The sequence below is a fragment of the Actinoplanes sp. NPDC024001 genome, assembly GCF_040638955.1.
GTDB lineage: Bacteria > Actinomycetota > Actinomycetes > Mycobacteriales > Micromonosporaceae > Actinoplanes.
In genome coordinates this window covers 49,151-71,947 of record NZ_JBEZZB010000025.1, presented here as the reverse complement: position 1 = coordinate 71,947, position 22,797 = coordinate 49,151, and the positions used below count along the sequence as shown (strand labels likewise).

19 protein-coding genes are annotated in these 22,797 nt (G+C 72.3%); 14 read left to right on the top strand and 5 right to left on the bottom strand.

Annotated elements, in window-relative coordinates; genetic code table 11:
* Positions 1-17: 17 nt before the first annotated feature.
* Complete coding sequence (locus tag AB0F81_RS12765) at positions 18-1,580, bottom strand: CocE/NonD family hydrolase (protein WP_360195433.1); 1,563 nt, start codon at positions 1,578-1,580, stop codon at positions 18-20.
* A gap of 142 nt (positions 1,581-1,722) precedes the next feature.
* Here AB0F81_RS12765 and AB0F81_RS12760 point away from each other — a divergent pair, with 142 nt between their 5' ends.
* Together AB0F81_RS12760 and AB0F81_RS12755 are read left to right on the top strand one after the other, a co-directional pair.
* Positions 1,723-2,295 (top strand): helix-turn-helix domain-containing protein, encoded by a 573-nt coding sequence (locus AB0F81_RS12760; protein WP_360195430.1) that lies wholly within the window; start codon positions 1,723-1,725, stop codon positions 2,293-2,295.
* 54 nt (positions 2,296-2,349) lie between these two features.
* A complete protein-coding gene (locus AB0F81_RS12755) occupies positions 2,350-5,157 on the top strand; it encodes a PAS domain S-box protein (protein ID WP_360195427.1) in 2,808 nt (935 codons plus the stop codon).
* Between the two features lie 35 nt (positions 5,158-5,192).
* On the opposite strand, the gene AB0F81_RS12750 is transcribed toward AB0F81_RS12755, so the two are convergent.
* A complete protein-coding gene (locus AB0F81_RS12750; protein WP_360195424.1) occupies positions 5,193-5,738 on the bottom strand; it encodes a helix-turn-helix domain-containing protein in 546 nt (181 codons plus the stop codon).
* Between the two features lie 80 nt (positions 5,739-5,818).
* Here AB0F81_RS12750 and AB0F81_RS12745 point away from each other — a divergent pair, with 80 nt between their 5' ends.
* The 11 genes from AB0F81_RS12745 to AB0F81_RS12695 all read left to right on the top strand — a co-directional run bounded on the left by AB0F81_RS12745 (position 5,819) and on the right by AB0F81_RS12695 (position 19,896).
* Positions 5,819-7,486 carry an FAD-binding protein gene (locus AB0F81_RS12745; protein ID WP_360195421.1) on the top strand — a complete coding sequence of 556 codons (1,668 nt, stop codon included), beginning with the start codon at positions 5,819-5,821 and terminating at the stop codon, positions 7,484-7,486.
* Between the two features lie 96 nt (positions 7,487-7,582).
* Positions 7,583-8,878 carry a hemolysin family protein gene (locus tag AB0F81_RS12740; protein ID WP_360195418.1) on the top strand — a complete coding sequence of 432 codons (1,296 nt, stop codon included), beginning with the start codon at positions 7,583-7,585 and terminating at the stop codon, positions 8,876-8,878.
* Between the two features lie 250 nt (positions 8,879-9,128).
* A complete protein-coding gene (locus AB0F81_RS12735; RefSeq protein ID WP_360195415.1) occupies positions 9,129-9,218 on the top strand; it encodes a potassium-transporting ATPase subunit F in 90 nt (29 codons plus the stop codon).
* A complete protein-coding gene (gene kdpA / locus AB0F81_RS12730) occupies positions 9,218-10,816 on the top strand; it encodes a potassium-transporting ATPase subunit KdpA (RefSeq protein ID WP_360195412.1) in 1,599 nt (532 codons plus the stop codon). The genes AB0F81_RS12735 and kdpA overlap by 1 nt, the downstream gene beginning before the upstream one ends.
* A 5-nt stretch (positions 10,817-10,821) precedes the next feature.
* Entirely contained in the window at positions 10,822-12,888 is a 2,067-nt protein-coding gene (kdpB, locus tag AB0F81_RS12725; protein WP_360195466.1) for a potassium-transporting ATPase subunit KdpB, read from the top strand.
* Positions 12,889-12,893: 5 nt separating this feature from the next.
* Positions 12,894-13,643 (top strand): potassium-transporting ATPase subunit C, encoded by a 750-nt coding sequence (locus AB0F81_RS12720; RefSeq protein ID WP_360195409.1) that lies wholly within the window; start codon positions 12,894-12,896, stop codon positions 13,641-13,643.
* Positions 13,644-13,645: 2 nt separating this feature from the next.
* The gene (locus AB0F81_RS12715; protein WP_360195406.1) at positions 13,646-16,126 is read left to right on the top strand and encodes a DUF4118 domain-containing protein; all 2,481 of its coding nucleotides are present in this window, start codon (positions 13,646-13,648) and stop codon (positions 16,124-16,126) included.
* The gene (locus AB0F81_RS12710; RefSeq protein WP_360195403.1) at positions 16,123-16,791 is read left to right on the top strand and encodes a response regulator; all 669 of its coding nucleotides are present in this window, start codon (positions 16,123-16,125) and stop codon (positions 16,789-16,791) included. The genes AB0F81_RS12715 and AB0F81_RS12710 overlap by 4 nt, the downstream gene beginning before the upstream one ends.
* Before the next feature lie 68 nt (positions 16,792-16,859).
* The gene (locus AB0F81_RS12705) at positions 16,860-18,401 is read left to right on the top strand and encodes a GAF domain-containing protein (protein ID WP_360195400.1); all 1,542 of its coding nucleotides are present in this window, start codon (positions 16,860-16,862) and stop codon (positions 18,399-18,401) included.
* A gap of 86 nt (positions 18,402-18,487) precedes the next feature.
* On the top strand, positions 18,488-19,603 hold the full coding sequence (locus AB0F81_RS12700; RefSeq protein WP_360195397.1) for an exo-alpha-sialidase: 1,116 nt from the start codon (positions 18,488-18,490) through the stop codon (positions 19,601-19,603).
* Positions 19,600-19,896: a MoaD/ThiS family protein gene (locus tag AB0F81_RS12695; RefSeq protein ID WP_360195394.1), complete on the top strand. Its 297-nt coding sequence runs from the start codon at positions 19,600-19,602 to the stop codon at positions 19,894-19,896. The genes AB0F81_RS12700 and AB0F81_RS12695 overlap by 4 nt, the downstream gene beginning before the upstream one ends.
* A gap of 51 nt (positions 19,897-19,947) precedes the next feature.
* Here AB0F81_RS12695 and AB0F81_RS12690 read toward each other — a convergent pair whose 3' ends face one another.
* Complete coding sequence (locus tag AB0F81_RS12690; RefSeq protein ID WP_360195391.1) at positions 19,948-20,343, bottom strand: hypothetical protein; 396 nt, start codon at positions 20,341-20,343, stop codon at positions 19,948-19,950.
* On the bottom strand, positions 20,340-20,534 hold the full coding sequence (locus AB0F81_RS12685) for a hypothetical protein (protein WP_360195388.1): 195 nt from the start codon (positions 20,532-20,534) through the stop codon (positions 20,340-20,342). Before AB0F81_RS12685 ends, AB0F81_RS12690 begins: the two co-directional genes overlap by 4 nt.
* A 643-nt stretch (positions 20,535-21,177) precedes the next feature.
* On the opposite strand from AB0F81_RS12685, the gene AB0F81_RS12680 reads away from it, so the two are divergent.
* On the top strand, positions 21,178-21,720 hold the full coding sequence (locus tag AB0F81_RS12680; protein ID WP_360195385.1) for a TetR family transcriptional regulator: 543 nt from the start codon (positions 21,178-21,180) through the stop codon (positions 21,718-21,720).
* Between the two features lie 63 nt (positions 21,721-21,783).
* On the opposite strand, the gene AB0F81_RS12675 is transcribed toward AB0F81_RS12680, so the two are convergent.
* Positions 21,784-22,776: an SDR family NAD(P)-dependent oxidoreductase gene (locus tag AB0F81_RS12675; protein WP_360195382.1), complete on the bottom strand. Its 993-nt coding sequence runs from the start codon at positions 22,774-22,776 to the stop codon at positions 21,784-21,786.
* Between the last annotated feature and the right edge of the window lie 21 nt (positions 22,777-22,797).

Here is a 22,797-nt window from a genome sequence, read left to right as displayed (position 1 = left end):
TCGTCGATCTCTATGGGTCAGCCGACGGGCACGTCCAGGTAGGATCCGCCACCCACGGTGATCGAGTCACCGGAGGCGTTCTCGTCGTAGTAGAGCGGGTCCACGGTGTCGATCACCAGGGTCAGCGAGTGCCCGGCCGGCAGGTCGTACGCGGTGGCCGGCAGCTTCAGGTCGACGCTGCGTGAGCTGCCGCCGCTGAGCCAGCTGGCCGGCGCGTGGGTGATCAGCTTGGCGTTGCCGACCGCGTCCAGGTCGTAGAGGTAGGCCACCACAGTGCCCTGCGACGCGGTGCCGGACAGCTCCAGGTGCAGCTTCGCCGAGCCGCGGATCCGCTGCGCGGTGGACGGCCGCTCGGCCGCCCAGACGCCGGCCCTGCCGCGGTCCACGAACGGCAGCCAGATCTCCGGCTGCTCCCCGGTGATCGCCGCCGCCCCGTTGGTGATCAGTACGACGCCCCCGTTCGCGACGGTGTCCCGGTCGGTGGGCAGCGTCTTGGTCCAGCCGCTGCTCGGGTTGCCGCCGAGCAGGCCGGTGCCGTCCAGGACGCGGATCCGGCCGAGGCCGTAGCGGCGGTTGTCGCCGGTCAGCGCGGCCCAGTCCGGGTACGCCTCGGTGCCGGCGTTGAGCGGCTTCACCTGGACCGGCTGGCCGGTGGTCCCGTTGCCCTTGAGGTGCTGGTCGAGCCAGGCGTACAGGCTGGTCCAGACGTCGTTGGGCAGGCCCAGCACGCCGGTGAGCTCGGCGATCGCGTGGTCACCGGGGCGCAGTTCCAGGCGCTTCGGGGTGGTCAGCCTGCCGTAGAAGTCGACCAGCTGGTTCGGCGGGAAGAAGGTGTCGCCCCAGCCGTTGGCGATCAGCACGGCCGGCCGGTTGGCGTTGATGGCGTCGAGGTAGGTGGCCGCCGAGCGCACCTTCGCCCAGGCCATCACCTCGGCGACGTCCCGGTTGGCGTTGAAGTCGGCCATCTTGTCGGTGAGGTCCGCGCTCGGCTTGCCGACGATCTGCGCGGCCAGCTCCAGCAGGCCGGCGGACTGGCGGTGCCGGGTCGAGTCGGCGTAGAGCGAGTAGACCAGGTCGGTCCAGCCGCTGAGCACGCCGACAGCGCGGATCCGCGCGTCGAAGGCCGAGCCGAGCAGGCTGATCCCGGCCCCGTACGAGATGCCCGCCGCCCCGATCCGGGCCGGGTCGGCCGCGGTGTTCGCGATGGTCCAGTCCAGCACCTTGGAGAGGTCGGCCATGTCCTTCGGCCCGGCCGTGTCGATCTCGCCGCCGGAGAGCCACCACCCGCGGGGTGTGTAGGAGACGACCACGTACCCGCGCCCGGCGAGGATCCTGGCCTGGGCCAGGTATTCCAGGTCGTTGAGGCCCCAGCTCGACGGCAGGACGACGGCCGGGTGCCGGCCGGCGGCGGCCGGGGCGATCACGTTGGCCTTGAGTATCACGCCGTCGCCGCCGGTGATGTCGACGGCTCTGAATCCGGTGGTGGCCACGGCGGCCTGCGCCGGCCCGGCGGTGCCGATCAGGGTGGTCGCCGCCAGCAGCAGGGCAGCGAGCAGGGAAAACCAACGGCGAGGCGCCATGCGCACTCCTTGGTGGGACGGGGATGTGGGTGTGGCGACGCGTCGTTGGCGGCAGCGTAGGAAGCGGTTCCGAGAATTTGAAGATGGTGACATTCTCGTTACCGGCTAGTAACGTGACTTGTCGGTAACTAGGGGGTGTCAGTTGCTCTACGGGGCCCCGACCGCGCGTCGCCGAGACGCCCAGCGCAACCGTGCGGCCATCCTCGAGGCCGCGAGCGAGGTGCTGGCCACCGGCGACGTGGTCGCCCTGATGCCGGAGATCGCCCGCCGGGCCGGCGTCGGCCAGGCCACCCTGTACCGGCATTTCGCCGACCGGCACGCCCTGATCTCGGCCGTGATCACCTACCAGCTCGACCTGCTCGACGCGCGCGCCGCCGCGCACGCCCACCCGGCCGAGTTCCGCGGCCTGCTGTGCGAGGTGCTGCACCACCAGATCGCGGTGCGCGGCCTGGTCAGCCTGGTGCGCCGGCTGGAGACGGGCGTGCAGGAGCGGTACCGGCGGCGGCTGATCGCCGCGTTCACGATGCCGCTCAACCGGGCCCGCGAGCACGGTTACGTCCGGGACGACCTGGTCCCCGCCGACCTGGCGCTGCTGTTCGCGATGGTGCAGGGCGTCGCCGAGGCCACCGAGGACGTGGCGGCGGCCCGGGCGGCCGCCGATCGGGCGGTCGACCTGATGCTCGACGGGGTGTTCCGGGCCGGCCCGCCGGACTGACCCTCAGGTTTCCGCGCGGACTGCCGATCGCCTCGAGTGCCGGGAACGAGGGGGGTGACGGTGCAGTCAGCGGAGGTCGGTGCGCTCAGCGCGTCGGAACGGGCGGAACTCGAGCGTTTGCGCCAGGTGGTGTCGACCGGTCCCACCGGGTTCGTCTCGATCGACGAATCCGGCGTGGTGACGGTCTGGAACCCGGCCGCGGAACAGTTGCTGGGCTTCACCTCCGCCGAGATCATCGGCCGCTCACTCACCGAGACCCTGATCCCGGAGGAGTTGCGCGCCGCGCACACCGCCGGGATGGCGCGTTACCTCTCCACCGGGCAGCCCACCGTGGTCGGCCGCCCGGTCATCCTGCCGGCGCTGCACCGTGACGGTCACCGCGTCGAGATCGAGCTGACCATCTGGCCCTCGTGGGTGCACGGCGAGCGGCAGTTCTACGCCTTCCTGCGGGACACCGCCGAGCGGCGGGCCGCAGCCGAGCAGGCCGCCCGGCAGACCCGGGCGCTGCTGGCCACCATCGAGGCGCAGCGCGCGGTCACCGCCGTCGCGTACGACCGTGACCTGGCCCTGCGCGTGATCGCCGAACAGGCGGTGGCCGGGTTCCCGGCCGCCGACGGCGCGGTGGTCGAACTGCTCGACGGCGACTCGCTGGTCTACTCGGCCACCGCCGGCTCCCTGACGCCGCACGCCGGCCTGCGGATCCCGGCGGCCGGCTCGCTCAGTGGCGTCGCCATCGCCGAGCGGGCCGCCGTGCGCTGCGCCGACACCGCGACCGACCCGCGGGTCAACCGGGAGCTGTGCCGGCTGGTCGGCGCCCGGTCGATGTGCATCGCGCCGCTCTACCGTGGCGACGAGCCGATCGGCGTGCTCAAGGTGTCCGGCGGCGTGCCGGACGCGTTCGACGCCGCCGACGCCCACCAGCTCGAACTGCTCTCCGGCAGCCTCACGTCGGCGCTGATGCACGCCGACGACTACGCGCAGCGCGCCCGCGCCCTGCGGGCGCTGGAGGCCAGCGAGACCCGCTTCCGCCTGACCTTCGAGAACTCGCCGCTCGGCCTCATCCTGGCCAGCGTCGACCCGGCCTCGTTCGGCCGCTATCTGCAGGTCAACCCGGCGATGTGCGCGATCACCGGATACACCGCCGAGGAGCTCACCCGGATGAGCTTCGCGGACCTTCAGCACCCGGAGGACGCCGCCGCGACCACCGAGGCGCTGCGCGGCATGCTCACCGAGGGCCGGGACGCGATCCGTGCCGAGAAGCGGTACCTGCACAAGGACGGGCGCACCATCTGGGTGTCGGTCCGGGTGGCCGTGGTGCGTGCCGGGGACGGCGAGCCGTCCTACGCGGTGGTCCAGGTCGAGGACGTCACCGCGCAGCGCGCGGCGGACGCGCGCCTGCATCAGCAGGCCAAGCTGCTGGAGCTCATCCCGGCCGCGGTCATCATCCGTACGCTGGACGGCCGCATCCGATGGTGGAACGCCGGCGCCCAGGAGCTGTACGGATGGACCCTGGAAGCCGCCCGCGGCACGGTCACGCACCGGCTGCTGGGCACCTCGTTCGTCGACGAGAGCTCGCTGGCCGAGCAGGGCCGGGCACTGGAGCGGGACGGGCACTGGGAGGGCCAGCTGCAGCGGCTCACCTCGACCGGACGCACCGTCACGGTGCTCTGCCGGCAGGTCGTCTACCAGCCCGAGCCGGGCGGCGACGGGACCGGCGAGATCCAGGTCCTGGAGATCAACACGGATGTGACCGCGGCCCGTGCCGCCGAGCAGGCTCTCGCGCTGAACGAGCGGCGTTTCCGGGCCCAGTTCACCCACTCCGCGGCCGGTCAGATCATCCATGGTCTGGACGGCACGCTGATCGCGGTCAACGACGCCTTCGCGGCGATGATCGGCCGTCGGCCCGAGGAACTGGCCGGCCGCAAGCTCGACCATGAACTGCTCGACATCGACGACATCCGGCACGCCCACCACCAGATCGCCAGGCTGTTCGCCGGGGAGGCCGACTCCTACCTGCACGAGACGCGGGTGCGGCACGCCGGCGGGCACTGGGTGGACGTCGAGGCCACGGTCTCCCTGGTGCGCGACGCCGACGGCCGGCCGCAGCACCTGATCATCGTGCTCACCGACGTCTCCGCGCGCCGCGCCGCCGAACGCGCCCGCGACCAGGCCGCGGACGCGCTCACCGAGCGCAACACCGCACTGGAGGCGGCCAACCAGCTCAAGCTCGACATCATCGGCATGCTCGGGCACGAGATCAGCAACCCGCTGTCGGCGATCCTCGGCTACAGCGACCTGCTCGCCGCCGACCTGCCCGAGCAGACCCCGAACGGCCGCGCGGTCGCGGTGATCGGCCGGCAGGCCCAGCGGCTCGACGACATCGTGCGCGAGGTGCTCGCGATGGTCAGCATCGACGCCGGCAACCTCAGCGCGGTACGCCAGGAGCTCTCGCTGCGCGACGAGGTCGAACGGCTGCTGGAGAGCACCGGGAACAGCCGGCTGGCGGTGCTCGGCGGCGACGCCCGGGTGCTCTTCCACCCCGCCCACCTCCAGCAGATCCTGGTGAACCTGCTGTCCAACGCCGACAAGTACGCGGGTGGCGCCACCGCGATTCGCATCGAGCGGGGCGCCTCGCGGGTCCTGCTGCGGGTGGAGGACCGCGGCCCCGGCGTGCCCGCCGAGTTCCGCCCGCACCTGTTCGACCGGCTCACCCGGGCCGAACGCGACGCCGGCACGGTCCGCGGCACCGGCCTGGGCCTCTACATCGTGCGCAGCCTGGCCCGGGCCAACCACGGCGAGGTCCGGCACGAGCCCGCACCCACCGGCGGCTCCCACTTCATCCTGGAGGCCGAGAGCGGGTGAGGTTCGGGCGCGCAGCGCACCGGAACCTCACGCAGTCAGACCATCCGGAGCCGTAAGGTCCGCGCGGCCGTCGTCAGCAGGTGCCCGCGCAGGGTGTCGTCGTCCAGATCGGCGAGGGTGTCCTCGGTGCCGGCCAGGATCAGGCCGCCGGCCACCACCGCCACGTCCACCCGGGTGGCGTCGTCCGGCGACGGGCCGGTGAGCAGCGCGACGACACGCTGGATCGAGGCCATCGCCGGATGCTGCCGGACCAGGCGGCTCACCACCGGGTCGAAGCTGAGCACCGCGGAGAGCCGGCGGTACTCCACCACCAGGTCGACGACGCCGGTCAGCGCGGCCCGGCGGCGGGCGGCCGGCGTACGTCTCGCCTCCGCCGCCTCGGCGAGTGGTTCCAGCCGGGCCAGCGCCGGGTCGACGACCGCGAGGACGATCTCCTCCTTGGTCGGGAACTGGTGATAGACGGCCGCCTTGGTGACCCCCAGGCGGTCCGCGATCATCTGGAGCGACGTGCCGCTGACGCCGTGCTCGGCGAAGAGTTCCAGTGCGGCCGACAGAACCCGGTCCCGTGCGCTCCCGTTCACCGTCGGATCGTACCGAGATCTTGTTGCCGGGTAGCCGATCGGCTACCTTCCCGCATAGCCGAGCGGCTAGGGGAGGCGACATGACTGAGATATGGGATCGCGACGTGGACGTGCTGGTGGTGGGCACCGGCGGAGCCGGCATGACCGCCGCGATCGCGGCCGCCGACGCCGGAGCCGGCGTCCTCGTGGTGGAGAGCACCGGCAAATGGGGCGGCACCACGGCGCTCAGCGGCGGCGGGTTGTGGATGCCCACCAACCCGCTGATCGCGAAACACGGCGGTGAGGACTCGGTGGAGAAGGCCCTCACCTACCTCGAGGCGGCGATCGGCGACGCCGGGCCGGCCAGCTCGCCGGAGCGGCGGCGCGCCTTCGTGGAGACCGTCCCCGAGGTGTACACGCTGCTGGAGCGCCTCGGCGTGCGGTGGACCGCGTCGAAGGACTACCCCGACTACTACCCGGACCGGCCCGGCGGCATGGTCGGGCGCGGCATCGAGGTCGAGCCGTTCGACACCCGCAAGCTCGGCGACTGGTACGCGACGTTCCGCGGCCGGGACAGCCTGCCCGCCCCGCTGAAGACCGACGACGTCTGGCTGCTGTCGCGAGCGTGGTCCACCCCGGACGGCTTCGTCCGCGGCGCCCGCTTCGTGTTCCGGACCATCTTCGGGCTGGTCCGCGGCAAGCGGCTGTTCGGGCTCGGTTCGGCGCTGACCGCCAGCCTGCTCACCATCCTGGTGCGGCAGGGCGCCGAGATCCTGCTGAACACCCCGCTGACCGGGCTGATCACCGACGAGAGCGGCGCGGTGACCGGCGCGACGGTGCGGACCGCGGAGGGCGCCACCCTCCGGATCCGGGCACGCGGCGGCGTGATCCTCGGTGGGGGCGGGTTCGCGCACAACACCGCGTGGCGCGAGCAGCACCACGGCGTACCGGGCTACAGCTCGGCGGCCGAGGGCGACCTGGGCGACCCGATCCGGATCGCCGAGGAGGCCGGCGCCCGGCTGGAGCTGATGGACGACGCCTGGTGGGGCGCCTCGGTGCCGCTGCCCGGCGGTGACCACCACCAGTTCGTGCTCTCCGAGCGGTCGATGCCGTACAGCATCGTGGTCGACTCCTCGGGCGAGCGGTTCACCAACGAGTCGGCCAGCTACATCGACTTCGGGCACGCCATCCTGGAACGCGACAAGACCGTCCCGGCGATCCCGTCCTGGCTGATCCTGGACGTGCGGCACCGCCGGCGTTACCTGTTCAACGCGTTCCTGCAGGGCACCAGGAAGCTGCGCGAGGCGGGCATCGTGCGCTCCGCCGACACGATCGAGGGTCTGGCCGCCGAGCTCGGCATGGAACCCGCCCGGCTGCGCGCCACCGTCGACCGGTTCAACGGCTTCGCCCGCAGCGGCGTCGACGAGGACTTCGGCCGGGGCCGCACGGTCTACGACAACTACTACGGCGACCCGAGCGTCAAGCCGAACCCGAACCTCGGCACCCTGGAGAAGGGCCCGTTCACCGCGGTCCAGCTGGTCCCCGGCGACCTGGGCACCAAGGGCGGCCTGCTCACCGACGCCGAGGGCCGCGCGGTCGGCGCCGACGGGACGCCGATCACCGGCCTGTACGCGGCCGGCAACACCACCGCCTCGGTGATGGGCCGTACCTACCCGGGCCCGGGCTCGACGATCGCCCCGGCGATGGTCTTCGGCTACCGCGCCGGCCGGGACGCCGCCGCCCGGGTCACCGCCGCCGCCAGCATGTGACGCAGATCGACATCGGCCTACCTGGGAATGGCTCACAGCTTTCCTGGGTAGGCTGGGAACTTCGCATCTCTGTCAGCGAAGGAGTTGATTTCCGCCGTGGGCGGATACGGGTGGCAAGTTGTCCTCGTCGTAGTGCTTGTGCTGCTCAACGCGGCTTTTTCCGGAAGCGAGATGGCACTGATCTCGCTCCGCGAGAGCCAGCTGCAACGTCTGGAGCGGCAGTCCCGCACCGGCCGGACGCTCGCCAAGCTGGCCCGGGACCCGAACCGGTTCCTGGCCACCATTCAGATCGGTATCACCCTGGCCGGATTCCTGGCCTCGGCTGCCGCGGCCACCACGCTCGCGCAGCCGCTGATCGAGCCGTTGAGCGGCCTGCTCGGCACGGCCGCCGAGCCGGTGGCGATCCTGCTGATCACCATCGTCCTGACCTTCTTCACGCTCGTCGTCGGTGAGCTGGCGCCGAAGCGGATCGCCATGCAGCGCGCCGAGGGGTGGGCGCTGCTGGTCGCCCGTCCGCTCGACGTGCTCGCCACGCTGTCGCGGCCGGTGGTCTGGCTGCTCGGCAAGTCCACCGACCTGGTGGTGCGCCTGACCGGTGGCGACCCCGACGCGGGCCGCGAGGAGGTCAGCACCGAGGAGATCCGCGACATGGTCGCGCAGCAGCAGGACATCACCGCCGAGCAGCGCACCATCATCTCCGGCGCTTTCGAGATCGCCGACCGCATCCTGCGGGAGATCCTGGTGCCCCGCCGTGACGTGCTCGTCCTGCCGGCCGACACCCCGGCGCCCGAGGCTCTCGACCGGCTGGTCGCCGGCGGGCACTCGCGGGCCCCGGTCACCGGCCCGATGGGCCTGGACGACGTGCTCGGCGTGGTGCACCTGCGTGACCTGATCGGCGCCACCGGCCCGGTCAGCGACCACATGTTCACCCCGCTGTTCCTGCCGGAGACGCTGAAGGTCTCCGACGCGATGCGCCAGCTGCGGCTCCAGCGCCAGCAGTTCGCCCTGGTGGTGGACGAGCGCGGCGCCATCGACGGCATCGTCACCATGGAGGACCTGGTCGAGGAGGTCGTCGGCGAGATCTACGACGAGACCGACCGCGACGTGCAGTCGGTGGTCCGCGAGGACGACGGCGCGATGCTGCTGCCCGGCACCTTCCCGATCCACGACCTGCCGGACATCGGCGTCGACATCGAGGAGATCGACGCGGGCGACTACACCACGGTCGCCGGCCTGGTGCTGGCCCGCCTGGGCCACATCCCGACGGCGCCGGGTGAGACGGTCGCCATCGACGGGCACACCGCCGAGGTGGTGGAGATCACCGGCCGGGCCATCACCAAGTTGCGGCTGCGCCCGCTCGCCGAGCGGCCCGCCGAGGACGTTCCGGTCTGACCCTTCGCCTGACTGACGCGGCCCCGGGGATCTCCCCGGGGCCGCTTCACGTCAACAGGGCGTTAACAAACACGCGGCTTGCGTCTGCGTGGTGTGAACAGCCGTAGGCGGCGGGCGGGCATCGAGATTGGCTCGGGTGTACCCGAAAGATCTCGATGGAGGAGTCACCCGTGGCTGATCTCGTGTTCGTCGTGCTCACGGTGACGCTGTTCGCGGCGTTCACCGTGCTGGTGAAGGCGGCCGAACGCTGATGAGCGCCGTCAACCTGGCCGGCCTGGTGCTGGCCGTCGCGCTGGGCGCCCTGCTGGTGGCCGCCCTGCTGTTCCCGGAGAAGTTCTGATGGCCGGCTGGCTCTTCGTGCTGACGCTGGCCGCCGCGCTGGTGGCGGTGTACCGGCCGTTCGGCGATCACATCCACCGGGTGGTCACCGGCACCCGGCACCACGCGGTGGAGCGCGGCATCTACCGGCTCGTCGGCGTGGACGCCGGCGCGGGGCAGACCTGGGGGGTCTACGCCCGGTCGGTGCTGGCCTTCTCGGTCGTGTCGGTGCTGTTCCTCTACGCGTTCCTGCGGCTGCAGGACCGGCTTTGGCTCTCGCTCGGGCTTCCGGCCGTGGAGAGCCACCTCGCCTGGAACACCGCGGTCAGCTTCGTGACCAACACGAACTGGCAGGCGTACTCGGGTGAGTCGACGCTGGGCCACCTGGCGCAGATGGCCGGCCTGGCGGTGCAGAACTTCGTGTCGGCGAGCGTCGGCATCGCGGTCGCGGTGGCCCTGATGCGCGGGTTCGCGAGCACCGGTGGGGCGGAGCTGGGCAACTTCTGGGTCGACCTGACCCGGGTCACGCTGCGCGTCCTGCTGCCGGTGAGCGCGCTGGCCACGCTGGTCTTCATGGCCGCGGGAGCGGTGCAGGACCTCACCGCCGGACCGGTGGCCTCGCAGGAGGCGATCAAACTGCTGGGCACGAACGGCGGCGGCTTCTTCAACGCCAATTCGGCCCATCCGTACGAGAACCCGACCGCCTGGACGAACTGGCTGCAGGTGTTCCTGATCCTGCTGATCCCGTTCAGCCTGCCGCGGGTCTTCGGCCGGATGGTCGGGCAGAACCGTCAGGGCTACGCGATCGTGGCGGTGATGGCGCTGCTGGCGCTCGGCAGCGTCGCGCTGACCGTGGCGTTCGAGACGCACGGCGCCGGCACGGTCCCGCAGGCCGTCGGCGCGGCCATGGAGGGCAAGGAGACCCGCTTCGGGGTGCCGAACTCGGCCGTCTTCGCCGCGGCCACCACACTGACCTCGACCGGGGCGGTGAACTCGTTCCACGACTCGTACACCGCGCTGGGCGGGATGATGCCGCTGGTCAACATGATGCTCGGCGAGGTCGCTCCGGGCGGGGCCGGTTCCGGCCTGTACGGCATGCTGATCCTCGCCGTGATCACGGTCTTCGTGGCCGGGCTGATGGTCGGTCGCACCCCGGAGTATCTGGGCAAGCGGATCGGCACCCGGCAGATCCAGCTGGCGTCGCTGTACTTCCTGGTCACCCCGATCGTCGTGCTGACCGGCACCGCGCTGGCGTTCGCCACCGGCAACCACGGCACCGCGCTCAACACCGGCCCGCACGGCCTCTCCGAGGTGCTCTACGCCTTCACCAGCGCCGGCAACAACAACGGTTCGGCGTTCGCCGGGATCACCGTGAACACCCCGTGGTGGAACACCGCGCTCGGCCTGGCCATGCTGCTCGGCCGCTTCCTGCCGCTGATCCTGGTCCTGGCGCTGGCCGGCTCGTTCGCCGGGCAGCGGCCGGTGCCCGCGTCGGCCGGCACGCTCCCCACCCACCAGCCACTGTTCGTCGGCATGGTCGCCGGCGTCACCGTCGTGCTGGTCGCCCTCACCTTCCTGCCCGCCCTCGCTCTCGGACCTCTCGCGGAGGGACTCTCGTGACCGCCCTGCTGGACAGCCCCCGGCCCGTGGCCGAACCGGTACGGCCCCGGCTCCTGGAACCACGCGCGCTGCCGAACGCGCTGCGCAAGCTGGACCCGCGCACCCTGTGGCGCAACCCGGTGATGTTCGTCGTCGAGGTCGGCGCGGCCTTCACCACCGTGCTGTCGATCGCCGACCCGAGCCCGCTGTCCTGGCTGATCACGGCCTGGCTGTGGCTGACCGTCGTCTTCGCCAACCTGGCCGAGGCGGTGGCCGAGGGCCGCGGCAGGGCGCAGGCGGCCACCCTGCGGGCGGCGAAACGGGACACCGTCGCGTTCCTGGCCGACGGGCGGCGGGTCGCGGCCGCCGACCTCCGGCAGGGGGACGTCGTGGTGGTCGAGGCCGGCCAGACCATCCCGGGCGACGGTGACGTGATCGAGGGCATCGCCAGCGTCGACGAGTCGGCGATCACCGGCGAGTCGGCGCCGGTGATCCGGGAGTCCGGCGGCGACCGGTCGGCGGTCACCGGCGGGACGCGGGTGCTCAGCGACCGGATCGTCGTGCGGATCACCCAGCGGCCGGGGGAGAGCTTCGTCGACCGGATGATCGCCCTGGTCGAGGGCGCGAACCGGCAGAAGACACCGAACGAGATCGCGCTGAACATCCTGCTCGCCGCTCTCACGATCATCTTCCTGCTGGCCGTGGTGACGCTGCAGCCGCTCGCGATCTTCTCGAAGGCCTATCAGGTGGCGGCGCCGGACAGCGCGGCGATCGACGCGGACGGGATCACCGGGATCGTGCTGGTGTCGCTGCTGGTCTGTCTGATTCCGACCACCATCGGGGCGCTCCTGTCGGCGATCGGCATCGCCGGCATGGACCGCCTCGTGCAGCGCAACGTGCTCGCCCTGAGCGGACGGGCGGTGGAGGCGGCCGGCGACGTGAGCACGCTGCTGCTCGACAAGACCGGCACCATCACCCTGGGCAACCGGCACGCGGCTGCCTTCGTACCGGTCAAGGGGGTTGATCGGGAAGAGCTCGCCGAGGCCGCGCGACTGGCGAGCCTGGCCGACGAGACGCCCGAAGGGCGCTCGATCGTGGCGCTCGCCGGCAGCGGGCCGGCGCCGGCGGACGGTGGCGTGCCGGTGCCGTTCAGCGCGCAGACCCGGATGAGCGGGATCGACCTGGCGCCCGGCCCGCAGTCCGGTCAGGGGCGGGTGGCCGGGGAGCGCCGGATCCGCAAGGGCGCGGCGAAGGCCGTCGTCCGGTGGGCCGGCGCCGAGAGCGCCGAGGTCGACGAGATTGTCGACGAGATCAGCCGAGCCGGTGGGACGCCGCTGGTGGTGGCCGAGAACGATCGGATCCTCGGGGTTATCCACCTGAAGGACGTGGTCAAGCCCGGCCTGCGCGAGCGGTTCGGCGAGATGCGGCGGATGGGCATCCGCACTGTGATGATCACGGGGGACAACCCGCGCACGGCGGCGGCGATCGCCGCCGAAGCCGGCGTCGACGACTACCTCGCCGAGGCCACCCCGGAGGACAAACTCGCCCTTATCCGGCGGGAACAGCGGGGCGGGCGGCTGGTCGCGATGACCGGCGACGGTACGAACGACGCGCCCGCCCTCGCCCAGGCCGACGTCGGGGTGGCGATGAACACCGGGACGTCGGCGGCGAAGGAGGCCGGCAACATGGTCGACCTCGACTCGGACCCGACGAAGCTGATCGAGATCGTGGAGATCGGCAAGCAGCTTCTGATCACCCGGGGAGCGTTGACGACATTCTCGATCGCCAATGACGTCGCCAAGTACTTCGCGATCATCCCGGCTATCTTCACCGGGCTCTACCCGGGCCTGGACGCGCTGAACGTCATGCGGCTGCACTCGCCGGGCTCGGCGATCCTGTCCGCGGTCGTCTTCAACGCGCTGGTGATCGTGGCGCTGATCCCGCTCGCCCTGCGCGGCGTGCGCTACCGACCGTCGTCGGCGAGCGCCCTGCTGCGCCGCAACCTGCTCGTCTACGGCCTCGGCGGCGTCGTCGCGCCGTTCGCCGGCATCAAGCTCATCGACCTGTTCGTCCAGCTCGTCCCCGGGATCTGATCGTCATGCGAAGGCACCTCGCGGCGCTGCGCGCGCTGCTGCTCCTCACCGCCCTGCTCGGCCTCGCCTATCCGCTCGCGTTCGTGGCGGCCGGCCGGCTGCCGGCCCTCGCCGCCGACCCCCGGCTGATCGGGCAGTCCTTCGGCGAGGACCCCCGCTATTTCCAGAGCCGGCCCTCGGTGTCCGATTACGATCCCGCGGCGACCGGCGCGAGCAACCTCGGCCCGGAGGACGTCGTGGACACCCCGGACCGGCAGAGCCTGCTCACCCGGGTCTGCGCCCGCAGCCTGGCGGTCGGCGAGCGGGAGGGTGTCGACGGCCGGCGCCCCTACTGCACCGCCGGCGGCGTCGGCGCGGTGCTGGAGGTGTTCCGCCGCGACGGCCTCACCGGGCCGGTCACCCGCGCGGTCGCGGTCAACGGGCCGGCGTTCGTCGCCACCTACGAGGGGGTCCCGGTCGAGGCCGGCCCGGCCGCGATCTCCGGCGGGGTGATCACGCCGATCCGCGGCGACGCGCCGGCGACGCCGGCGGTGCCGGCCGATGCGGTCACCGCCAGCGGCAGCGGGCTCGATCCGCACATCAGCCCGGCGTACGCCCGGCTGCAGGTGCCGCGGATCGCCCGTGAGCGTGGTCTCACCGTGGCGCGGGTGCGCCATCTGGTCGAGGAGAATTCCGGTGGACGGGCGCTGGGCTTCCTGGGGGAGCCGGTGGTGAACGTGCTCGCCCTGAACGAGGCGCTGGACCGGGAGAGCTGACTGTGGCGCGCGGTGAACTGCGGATCTACCTCGGTGCGGCGCCGGGCGTCGGCAAGACCTACGCGATGCTCGAGGAGGCGCACCGGCGTGCCGGGCGCGGCACCGACGTGGTGATCGCGCTGGTGGAGACGCACGGCCGCAAGCACACCGCCGCCCTGATCGGCGACCTGGAGGTGGTGCCGCGCCGCACGCTGACGCACCGCGACACGGCTTTCACCGAGATGGACCTGGACGCCGTGCTGGCCCGGCGGCCGCAGCTCGCCGTCGCCGACGAGCTGGCGCACAGCAACGTGCCCGGGTCCCGCAACGACAAGCGCTGGCAGGACGTGCACGCCCTGCTCGACGCCGGGATCAGCGTGCTGACCACGGTCAACGTCCAGCACCTGGAGTCGCTCAACGACGTGGTCGCCCGGATCACCGGCGTCGAGCAGCGGGAGACCGTGCCGGACGCCGTGGTTCGCGCCGCCGAACAGGTCGAACTCGTCGACATGACCCCGGAGGCGCTGCGCCGGCGGATGGCGCACGGCAACGTCTACCGGCCGGAGCGGATCGACGCCGCGCTCGGCAACTGGTTCCGGGCCGGCAACCTCACCGCGCTGCGCGAGCTCGCCCTGCTCTGGCTCGCCGACCAGGTGGAGGAGCAGCTCGACCGGTACCGCGCCGACCACGACATCGACGCCACCTGGGAGACCCGGGAACGGGTTGTGGTCGCGCTCAGCGGCGGCGCCGAGGGGGAGACGCTGATCCGCCGGGCCGGCCGGATCGCCGCCCGCAGCCGGGGCGCCGACCTGCTGGCCGTGCACGTGACCCGCAGCGACGGGCTGGCCGGGGCCGACCCGGCGGTGCTGGCCCGGCAGCGGGTGCTGACGGAGAGCCTGGGCGGGTCGTACCACCAGGTGTCCGGGACCGACGTGCCGCGGGCGCTGCTGGAGTTCGCCCGCGGGGTCAACGCCACCCAGATCGTGCTCGGCGTCTCCAGCCGGGGGCGGCTCGCCCGGCTGTTCAGCGCCGGGGTCGGCACGGCCACCACGATGCTCTCCGGCTCGATCGACGTGCACCTGGTCAGTCATGAGCGGGCGGGGCGCGGACGGCGTACCGACCGGGTGCCGGCCGCGCTGTCGCGCGGGCGCCGGATCGCCGGGTTCGGCCTGGCGCTGGCCGGGCTGCCGCTGCTGACCGCGGTCCTGCTGGTCCTGCCGGAGCCGTCGCTGATCAACAACATCCTGCTCTTCCTGGCCACCGTGGTCGGTGTCGCCCTGGTCGGCGGGCTGTGGCCGGCGCTGTTCGCGGCGATCGGCGGGTCACTGCTGCTCAACTGGTTCTTCACCCCGCCGTACGGGCGGTTCGCCATCGCGCAGGGACAGAACCTGCTGGCCCTGGCCATCTTCATCGTGGTGGCGGTCGCGGTCAGCTGGGTCGTCGACACCGCCGCCCGGCGGACCCGGCAGGCCGCCGAGGCCTCGGCCGAGGCGCAGACCCTGGCCGCCGTGGCGGGCGGCGTGCTGCGCGGTGAACGGCCGCTGATCGCCCTGCTCGACCGGCTCCGCGAGACGTTCGCGCTGGAGTCGGTGGCGCTGCTGGAGGAGGGCGAGACCGTCGCCGAGGTGGGCCGGCCCGGTCTGGCGCCGGACACCGCCGACGTCACCGTGCAGGCCGGCGACCGGCTGCGGATGCTCCTGCGCGGCCGCACCCTGGAGGCGTCCGGCCGGCGGGTGGTGGAGGCGTTCGCGGCGCAGGCGGCGGTCGCGCTGCGCCAGGAACGGCTCGCCGCCGAGGCCGCCACCGCCCGGCCGCTGGCCGAGGCGAACAGGCTGCGGACCGCGCTGCTGGCGGCGGTCAGCCACGACCTGCGTACGCCGCTCGCCTCCGCCAAGGCCGCGGTCGCCGGGCTGCGCAGCACCGAGGTGAGCTTCGACGACCAGGATCGTGAGGAGCTGCTCGCCACCGCGGACGAGTCGCTCGACCGGCTGGACCGGCTGGTGGCGAACCTGCTGGACATGAGCCGGCTGCAGTCCGGTGCGCTCGGCGTCACCTCGATCGACGTGGGCGCGGAGGACGTCGTACCGATGGCTCTGGAAGATCTCGGCCCGCCGGGCCGGCGGGTCGTGCTGCGCGTGCCGGACGACCTGCCGATGCTGCGTGCCGACCCGGGCCTGCTGGAACGGGTGCTGGTCAACCTGATCGCGAACGCGCTGCGCTACAGCCCGCCGGACCGGCCGCCGCTGGTCACCGGCAGCAGTCACGGCGACACCGTCGAGCTGCGGGTCATCGACCACGGTCCGGGCATCCCGGCCGAGAAGTGGGACGATGTGTTCCTGCCGTTCCAGCGGCTCGGGGACCGCGACAACCACACCGGGGTGGGGCTGGGCCTGGCGCTGTCGCGCGGCCTGACCGAGGCGATGGGTGGCACGCTCACCCCCGACGAGACCCCCGGAGGCGGCCTCACCATGATCCTCGCGCTGCCCACGGCGGGCCCGGCATGACCCGCGTCCTGGTCGTGGACGACGACTCGCAGATCGTCCGGGCGTTGCGGATCAACCTGAAGGCCCACGGGTACGAGGTGGACACCGCCCGCGACGGCGCCTCCGCGCTGCACCTCGCCGCCCACCACCACCCCGACCTGGTGGTGCTCGACCTCGGCCTGCCCGACATGGAGGGCGCCGAGGTGATCGGCGGGCTGCGCGGCTGGACCGACGTGCCGGTCATCGTGCTCTCCGGGCGGGCCGGCAGCGCCGACAAGGTGGCCGCCCTGGACGCCGGCGCGGACGACTACGTCACCAAGCCGTTCGGCGTCGACGAACTGCTCGCCCGGATCCGGGCGGTCACCCGCCGCGGCCGGCAGCCCGGCGACCCGATGCCGGTGGCCCGGATCGGCGCGCACACCGTCGACCTGGCGGAACGCTCGATCTCCGGCGACGTCCGCCTCACCCCGACCGAGTGGCAGCTGCTGGAGCATCTGCTGCGCCACCCCGGCAAGCTGATCACCCAGCGGGAGCTGCTGCACGACGTGTGGGGCCCGCAGTACCGGACCGAGACCAACTATCTGCGGCAGTACATGGCCCGGCTGCGGCGCAAGCTGGAGGACGACCCGGCCCGCCCGCGTCACCTGCTCACCGAACCGGGCATGGGGTACCGCTTCCGCCCTTAGTTCTCGCGCTCCCGGACCGATATGTCTGTTGTCCGGCGCTCGGCTGGCGTGGCGACAAGGAGATCAGCGTGCGGTTGTTCGGTTCCCGGCCGGCGAGCCCGGAGGTCACCCGCCCCACGCCCCGCGACGTGGAGGCGCTGGAACAGCTGGTGCTCGCCCTGGAATCGGCGATCGACGAGAGCACGGCATGGCGGATCACGGTCGCCAGCACGGTCGAGTCGTACGGCTTCGGCTACGGCGCGGTCTGGCTGCCGCAGCCGGACGGCAGGCTGCACCTGATGCACGAGACCGGCCGGATCACCGCACAGCTGAAGGCGGTGACACCCGGCGCCGGCCCGGTGGGCGACGGCGGGCTGGTCGGCAGGGCGTACCGCTCGCGCGCCGCGGTCTACGTCGAGTCGCCGGCCGAGTGCGGGGACTGCCGGCGCTGCCAGGCGGCGCAGCAGGCCGGCATGGTCAGCGCGGTGGTGCTGCCGGTGACCAAGGGCGCCGAGGTGCACGCCGTCCTGGAGTACTACTCGGCGCACCCGCTGCACCTGGACGCGGCGCGGCGGGAGAAGTTCGCCTCCATCGCCCGGATCGCCGAGCGGGCCCGCGCCAGCGCGGTCGCCGCGGCCGAGCTGCGGCAGGTGGCCGACGATCGTACGGCGGTGACCACGGTCGTCACCAGGCTGGGCAGCGCACCCGACAGTCAGGCCGCGATCCGCAGCGCCCTGGACAGTGTGCGGACCGCCTTCGGCTGGGCGTACGGCTCGTACTGGGAGGTCGACCCGGACGACAGCGTGCTGAAGTTCCAGCTGGAGTCCGGCTCGGCCGGCGACGAGTTCCGCCGGGTCACGCTCGCCGCGACCTTCGCCGAGGGCGTCGGCCTGTCCGGGCGGGCGTGGCGCGCCAAGGACCTGGTCTTCGTCCGCGACCTGGCCGAGCTGACCGACTGCGTCCGGGCGCCGGCGGCACAGCGGGCCGGTGTCCGCTCCGGTGTCTGCTTCCCGATCATGAGCGGCGACCGGATCGTCGGCACCATGGACTTCTTCACCACCGAGTACATCGACCTGTCCGAGTCCCGGGCCGCCGCCCTGCGCAACGTGCAGCAGCTGGTCTCCCAGCGGCTCGACGTGATGCGCGGCGCCGAGCGGGCCACCGCCAACGCCCGGGCGCTGCTGGACACCGTCGAACGGCTGCGCAGCGCCAGCGGCGACGCGACCTCGGTCGCCGAGCAGGCGGTGGACCGGGCGTCGGCGATGACCGCCGAGGTGGCCGCGCTGGGACAGGCGTCGGCCGCGATCGGGAACGTCATCAAGATCATCGAGTCGATCGCCGAGCAGACCAACCTGCTCGCGCTCAACGCCACCATCGAGGCCGCGCGGGCCGGGGAGAGCGGCAAGGGCTTCGCGGTGGTGGCCGGTGAGGTGAAGGAACTCGCCCGGGAGACCGCCGAGGCCACCCAGAAGGTCGCCGACCAGATCGCCGGCATTCAGGCCAGCGCCGAGACGGTCGCCGCCGGCATCCACACCACCAGCGAGACGATCGGCAAGATGGACAGCGTCCAGGCCCGGATGAACGACGTGCTCGCCGAGCAGGCGGAGATGGCCCGGGCGCTGCAGGGCTGACCCGTCCGGTCGAACATTCGTCCTAGCCCCCACCCGTACGCCGAAATGGACGATGATGCGTCCATACGGCAACGGAGGGAGTGGAGATGAGCGGAGTTCGGTTGCTGGTCGGCACCCGCAAGGGCGCATTCATCCTTACCTCGGACGAACGGCGCCAGGAGTGGAAGGTCGACGGCCCGCACTTCAGCGGCTGGGAGATCTACCACATGAACGGCTCGCCGGCCGACCCGAATCGGTTGTACGCGTCGCAGTCCGGCGGCTGGTTCGGCCAGCTGATCCAGCGGTCCGACGACGGCGGCAAGACGTGGAGCCAGGTGGACCACGACTTCGTCTACGCCGGCGAGGTCGGCGATCACCTTTGGTATGACGGGACCCCGCGTCCCTGGGAGTTCAAGCGGATCTGGCACCTGGAGCCGTCCCGGACCGATCCGGACACGGTCTACGCGGGCGCGGAGGACGCGGCGCTCTACAAGTCGACCGACGGCGGCCAGAAATGGGTCGAGCTGACCGGGCTGCGCACGCACCCGTCGGCGCCCAAATGGCAGCCCGGCGCGGGCGGCATGTGCCTGCACACGATCATCCTGGACCCGGTGAACCCGGACCGGATCTTCGTGGCGATCTCGGCGGCCGGCGCGTTCCGCAGCGACGACGGCGGCGTGAGCTGGCAGCCGATCAACCGGGGCCTGGTGTCCGAGGGGATCGCCGAGCAGGGCGCCGAGGTCGGCCACTGTGTGCACCGGATCGCCATGCACCCGTCCCGGCCGGAGACGCTGTTCATGCAGAAACACTGGGACGTCATGCGCACCGACGACGCCGGCGACAACTGGCGGGAGATCAGTGGGAACCTGCCGACCGACTTCGGGTTCCCGATCGCGGTGCACGCGCACGAGCCGGAGACGCTCTACGTCGTGCCGATCACGAGCGACTCGCTGCACTACGTGATGGACGGCAAGCTGCGTGTCTACCGCAGCCGGACCGGTGGCGAGGAGTGGGAGCCGCTGACCGTGGGGCTGCCGCAGGAGAACTGCTACGTCAACGTGCTGCGTGACGCGATGGCGGTGGACACCCTCGACTCGTGCGGCATCTACTTCGGCACCAGCGGCGGCCAGGTGTACGCGTCCGCGGACAGCGGCGACACCTGGCAGGCGATCGTCCGTGACCTGCCGCCGGTCTGCTCGGTGGAAGTCCAGGTGCTGCCGTGATCCGGGTGGTGCTGCCGCCCCATCTGCGCACCCTGGCCCAGGTGAGCGGGGAGGTGCAGGTCGAGGTGGACGGTGAGGTCACCCAGCGGCAGGTGCTCGACGCGGTGGAGGAGCGGTTCCCGATGCTGCGCGGCACGATGCGGGACCGGCGTACCGGTCAGCGGCGGCCGCTGGTGCGTTTCTTCGCCTGCGAGGAGGACCTGTCCAACGAGTCGCCGGACGCCGCGCTGCCCGACCGGGTGGCGAAGGGTGAGGAGCCGTTCCTGATCGTGGGGGCGATGGCCGGCGGCTGATCCGAGGGTCGGCGGCCGGGGATCATCCCGGCCGCCGCCCGGAACGCCGGATCAGGGCGTCGGAGTTGTCGCATCGGTCGCGGCGGCGCTGGTGGCGTCGCCCGCGGCGGTGTTGCCGGTGTCGGTCGTGGCGGTGGCGGCGTCGCCCGCACCCGCGTCGGTGGCAGCGGCGTCCGCAGTGTTGGCGGCGTCCGCAGTGTTGGCGGCGTCCGCAGTGTTGGCGGCGTCCGCGGTGTTCGCAGTGGCGTCCGCTGTGTTGGTGGCGTCCGCAGTGTTGGTGGCGTCCGCGGTGTTGGTGTTGGCGTCGGCGGTGTTTGTGGTGTCCGCGGTGGCGTCGGCAGCGGAAGCGGCGTCGGCGGTGTTAGCGGCGTCCACAGTGGCGTCGGCGTCAGCAGTGTTGGTGTCGGTCGTGTTGGTGGTGGCGTCGGTGTTGTTGGCGTCGGTCACGCCGTCGGTCGCGGCAGTCGCGGCGTCAGCCGCAGCGTCCGGACCTGCGGTGCCGGGCCCAGCAGCGCCCGGCGCGGTTGCATCCGGACCAGCAGTCCCCGGTCCAGCGGTGCCCGGTCCAGCGGTGCCCGGACCAGCGGCGCCCGGCGCGGTCCCCGGTCCAGCGGTGCCCGGCGCGGCAGTGCCGGCATCCGTGTCCGTGGGCGCGGGTGCGGCCGTGTCGTCCGTTCCGGGCGTGGCGGCCGGCGGAGTGCCAGGTCCGGTGACCGGCGTATCCGGCTGATCCGGCGCCGCGGGGCCACCGGGCGTAGCCGGACCACCGGGCGCGGCCGGGCCACCGGGCGTAGCCGGCTCACCCGGCATCGCGGGCTGCACCGGCGTCTGGCTGTCGAATTCGGCGTAGAGAACGAAGACCCGGCGCACGCCCTGGAAGGCGCTCGCGCAACCGTGCCGGTCCCAGAGCCCGAGGCTGGCGCCAAGGCTGCTGATCGTCTCGCATGCCGCCTGTGTGTCGTACTGACCGACGACGGTGTCGTTCTGGGTGACGGCGGTGCCGGCGCCGTCCGGAGGCGGATTGAGCGGTGCGGCCTGGGCGGAACCCGCCCCGAATGTCGCACCGGCCAGCAGCCCGAGCCCGGCGATGGTCAGGCCTCGTGTCGCCTTGCGCATGTCATACCTTTCTCGTGCGAATGCCATGACTCCGGCTAGCTGAGCACGAGACGGACGGGCGTCTTCCTCGTTCGAGGGAATCCGGCTTCTCCGGCCCCGGGATTGGCCCCCTGGGGCTAGGAGCCGCCCCGGACCGGCGGAAACGGGTGCGCCTACGATTTGGGCGTGACCAGGCGGACCGGGGAAGCGACGCGCGAGGAGATCCGCAGCGCGGCCACCCGGCTGTTCCGGGAGCGGGGCTTCGCGCGCACCTCGGTGCGGGACATCGCCGCGCTGGCCCGCAGCAATCCGGCCCTGGTGATCCGGCATTTCGGCACCAAGGAGCTGCTGTTCCTGGAGACGATGCACCTGAGCATCGACGACGAGCCGCTGCTGGACGTGCCGCTGGAGCGGTTCGGGGAGCGGTTCGTCGAGGTGCTGCTCGCCGACGACGACATCCGCGGGGTCTATCTGGCGCTGGTGCGCGGCAGCAACGAGGCGCAGATCAAGGCCCGGCTGGTGGAGATCCACGAGCGGACGTTCGTCGGGCCGGTGCGGGCGCGGCTGACCGGGCCGGACGCCGACCTGCGGGCCCGGCTGGCAGCGGCGGTGGTGGGCGGCCTGCTGTACGCGCTCTGGGTGGTCGGCGACGAGGCGCTGCTCGCCACCGACCCCCGTGAGCTGGTGACCCGCTACGGCGCGCTGCTGCAGCAGGTGCTGACACCCTGACCGCGGAGCCACCGTGGGGATCTCGGGCGCGCAGCGCACCCGAAATCCTTACGCCGGCGTGGGTTACTGGACGGACCAGCCGCCGTCCGACGGCAGGATCACGCCGTTGAGGTTCACGCCGTCGTCGCTGAGCAGGAAGGTGATCGACGCGGCCAGGTGCTCGGGCAGGGCGACCGGCGGGATCAGGCGCATGAACGGCCCGGTGCGACCCTGGCCGAACTCGGAGGAGTTCGGCGGCTGGGCCATGCCGGTGGCCACCCCGCCGGGCGCGACGGCGTTGGTGCGGATGCCGTGCGGGCCGTACATGAATGCCGTGTTCTTGGTGATGCCGAGCACCGCGTGCTTGGACGCGGTGTAGGCGACGCCGGCGGCGTTGCCGCGCAGCGCGGCCTCGGAGGCGACGTTGACGATGGCGCCGCGGCCGACCGCGAGCATGGCCGGGACGACCGCGCGGGTGAGCCGGAAGACGCCGTCGACGTTGACCGCGAAGACCTTCTCCCAGATCGCGTCGCTGGTCTCGTGGACCGGGCTGAAGTCGTCGACGACCCCGGCGATGTTCGCCAGGCCGTCGATGCGGTCACCGGCCGCGGCGACGATCCGAGCCACGTCCTCGGGATCGGTGATGTCCGCGGCGACGGCGACCAGGTTGTCGGCGTCGAGCTCCTTGAGCCTGTCGCCGCTGATGTCGACGGCGATCACCCGGCCGCCCTCGCGCAGGATGCGCGACGCGGTGGCCCGGCCGATGCCGGAGGCGGCGCCGGTCACGATCACGGTCTGCCCGTCGAAGCGGCCCGCGACGATCCGCTCCGTCGGGTTCTCCGCCTCGGCGGCGGGCATGACGCCGCCGTTCACCCGGAGCACCAGGCCGTCGACCACGCTCTGCGGGATCCGGCCCTGGCTGAGGGCGACCATCTGCTGCAGCGGGAGCTGGCGTACCGGGGCGAGGACCGACTCGTCGAAACCGCCCTGGGCGAGCAGTTCGCGCAGGGCCGGTCCGCCCTCGGGGTGGTCCAGCCAGTCGCCGACCGTGCTGGCGGCGGTGAGCGGGTTCGCCATTTCGTGCACCTTCCATGAGCT

Excerpts from the sequence above, each read along its gene's own strand:
- AB0F81_RS12720 (WP_360195409.1), top strand. The coding sequence starts at position 12,894 with ATGCGAAGGCACCTCGCGGCGCTGCGCGCGCTGCTGCTCCTCACCGCC.
- AB0F81_RS12735 (WP_360195415.1), top strand. The coding sequence starts at position 9,129 with ATGAGCGCCGTCAACCTGGCCGGCCTGGTGCTGGCCGTCGCGCTGGGC.
- AB0F81_RS12710 (WP_360195403.1), top strand. The coding sequence starts at position 16,123 with ATGACCCGCGTCCTGGTCGTGGACGACGACTCGCAGATCGTCCGGGCG.
- AB0F81_RS12700 (WP_360195397.1), top strand. The coding sequence starts at position 18,488 with ATGAGCGGAGTTCGGTTGCTGGTCGGCACCCGCAAGGGCGCATTCATC.
- AB0F81_RS12745 (WP_360195421.1), top strand. The coding sequence starts at position 5,819 with ATGACTGAGATATGGGATCGCGACGTGGACGTGCTGGTGGTGGGCACC.
- AB0F81_RS12685 (WP_360195388.1), bottom strand. The coding sequence starts at position 20,534 with ATGCCGGCACTGCCGCGCCGGGCACCGCTGGACCGGGGACCGCGCCGG.
- AB0F81_RS12765 (WP_360195433.1), bottom strand. The coding sequence starts at position 1,580 with ATGGCGCCTCGCCGTTGGTTTTCCCTGCTCGCTGCCCTGCTGCTGGCG.
- kdpA (WP_360195412.1), top strand. The coding sequence starts at position 9,218 with ATGGCCGGCTGGCTCTTCGTGCTGACGCTGGCCGCCGCGCTGGTGGCG.
- AB0F81_RS12675 (WP_360195382.1), bottom strand. The coding sequence starts at position 22,776 with ATGGCGAACCCGCTCACCGCCGCCAGCACGGTCGGCGACTGGCTGGAC.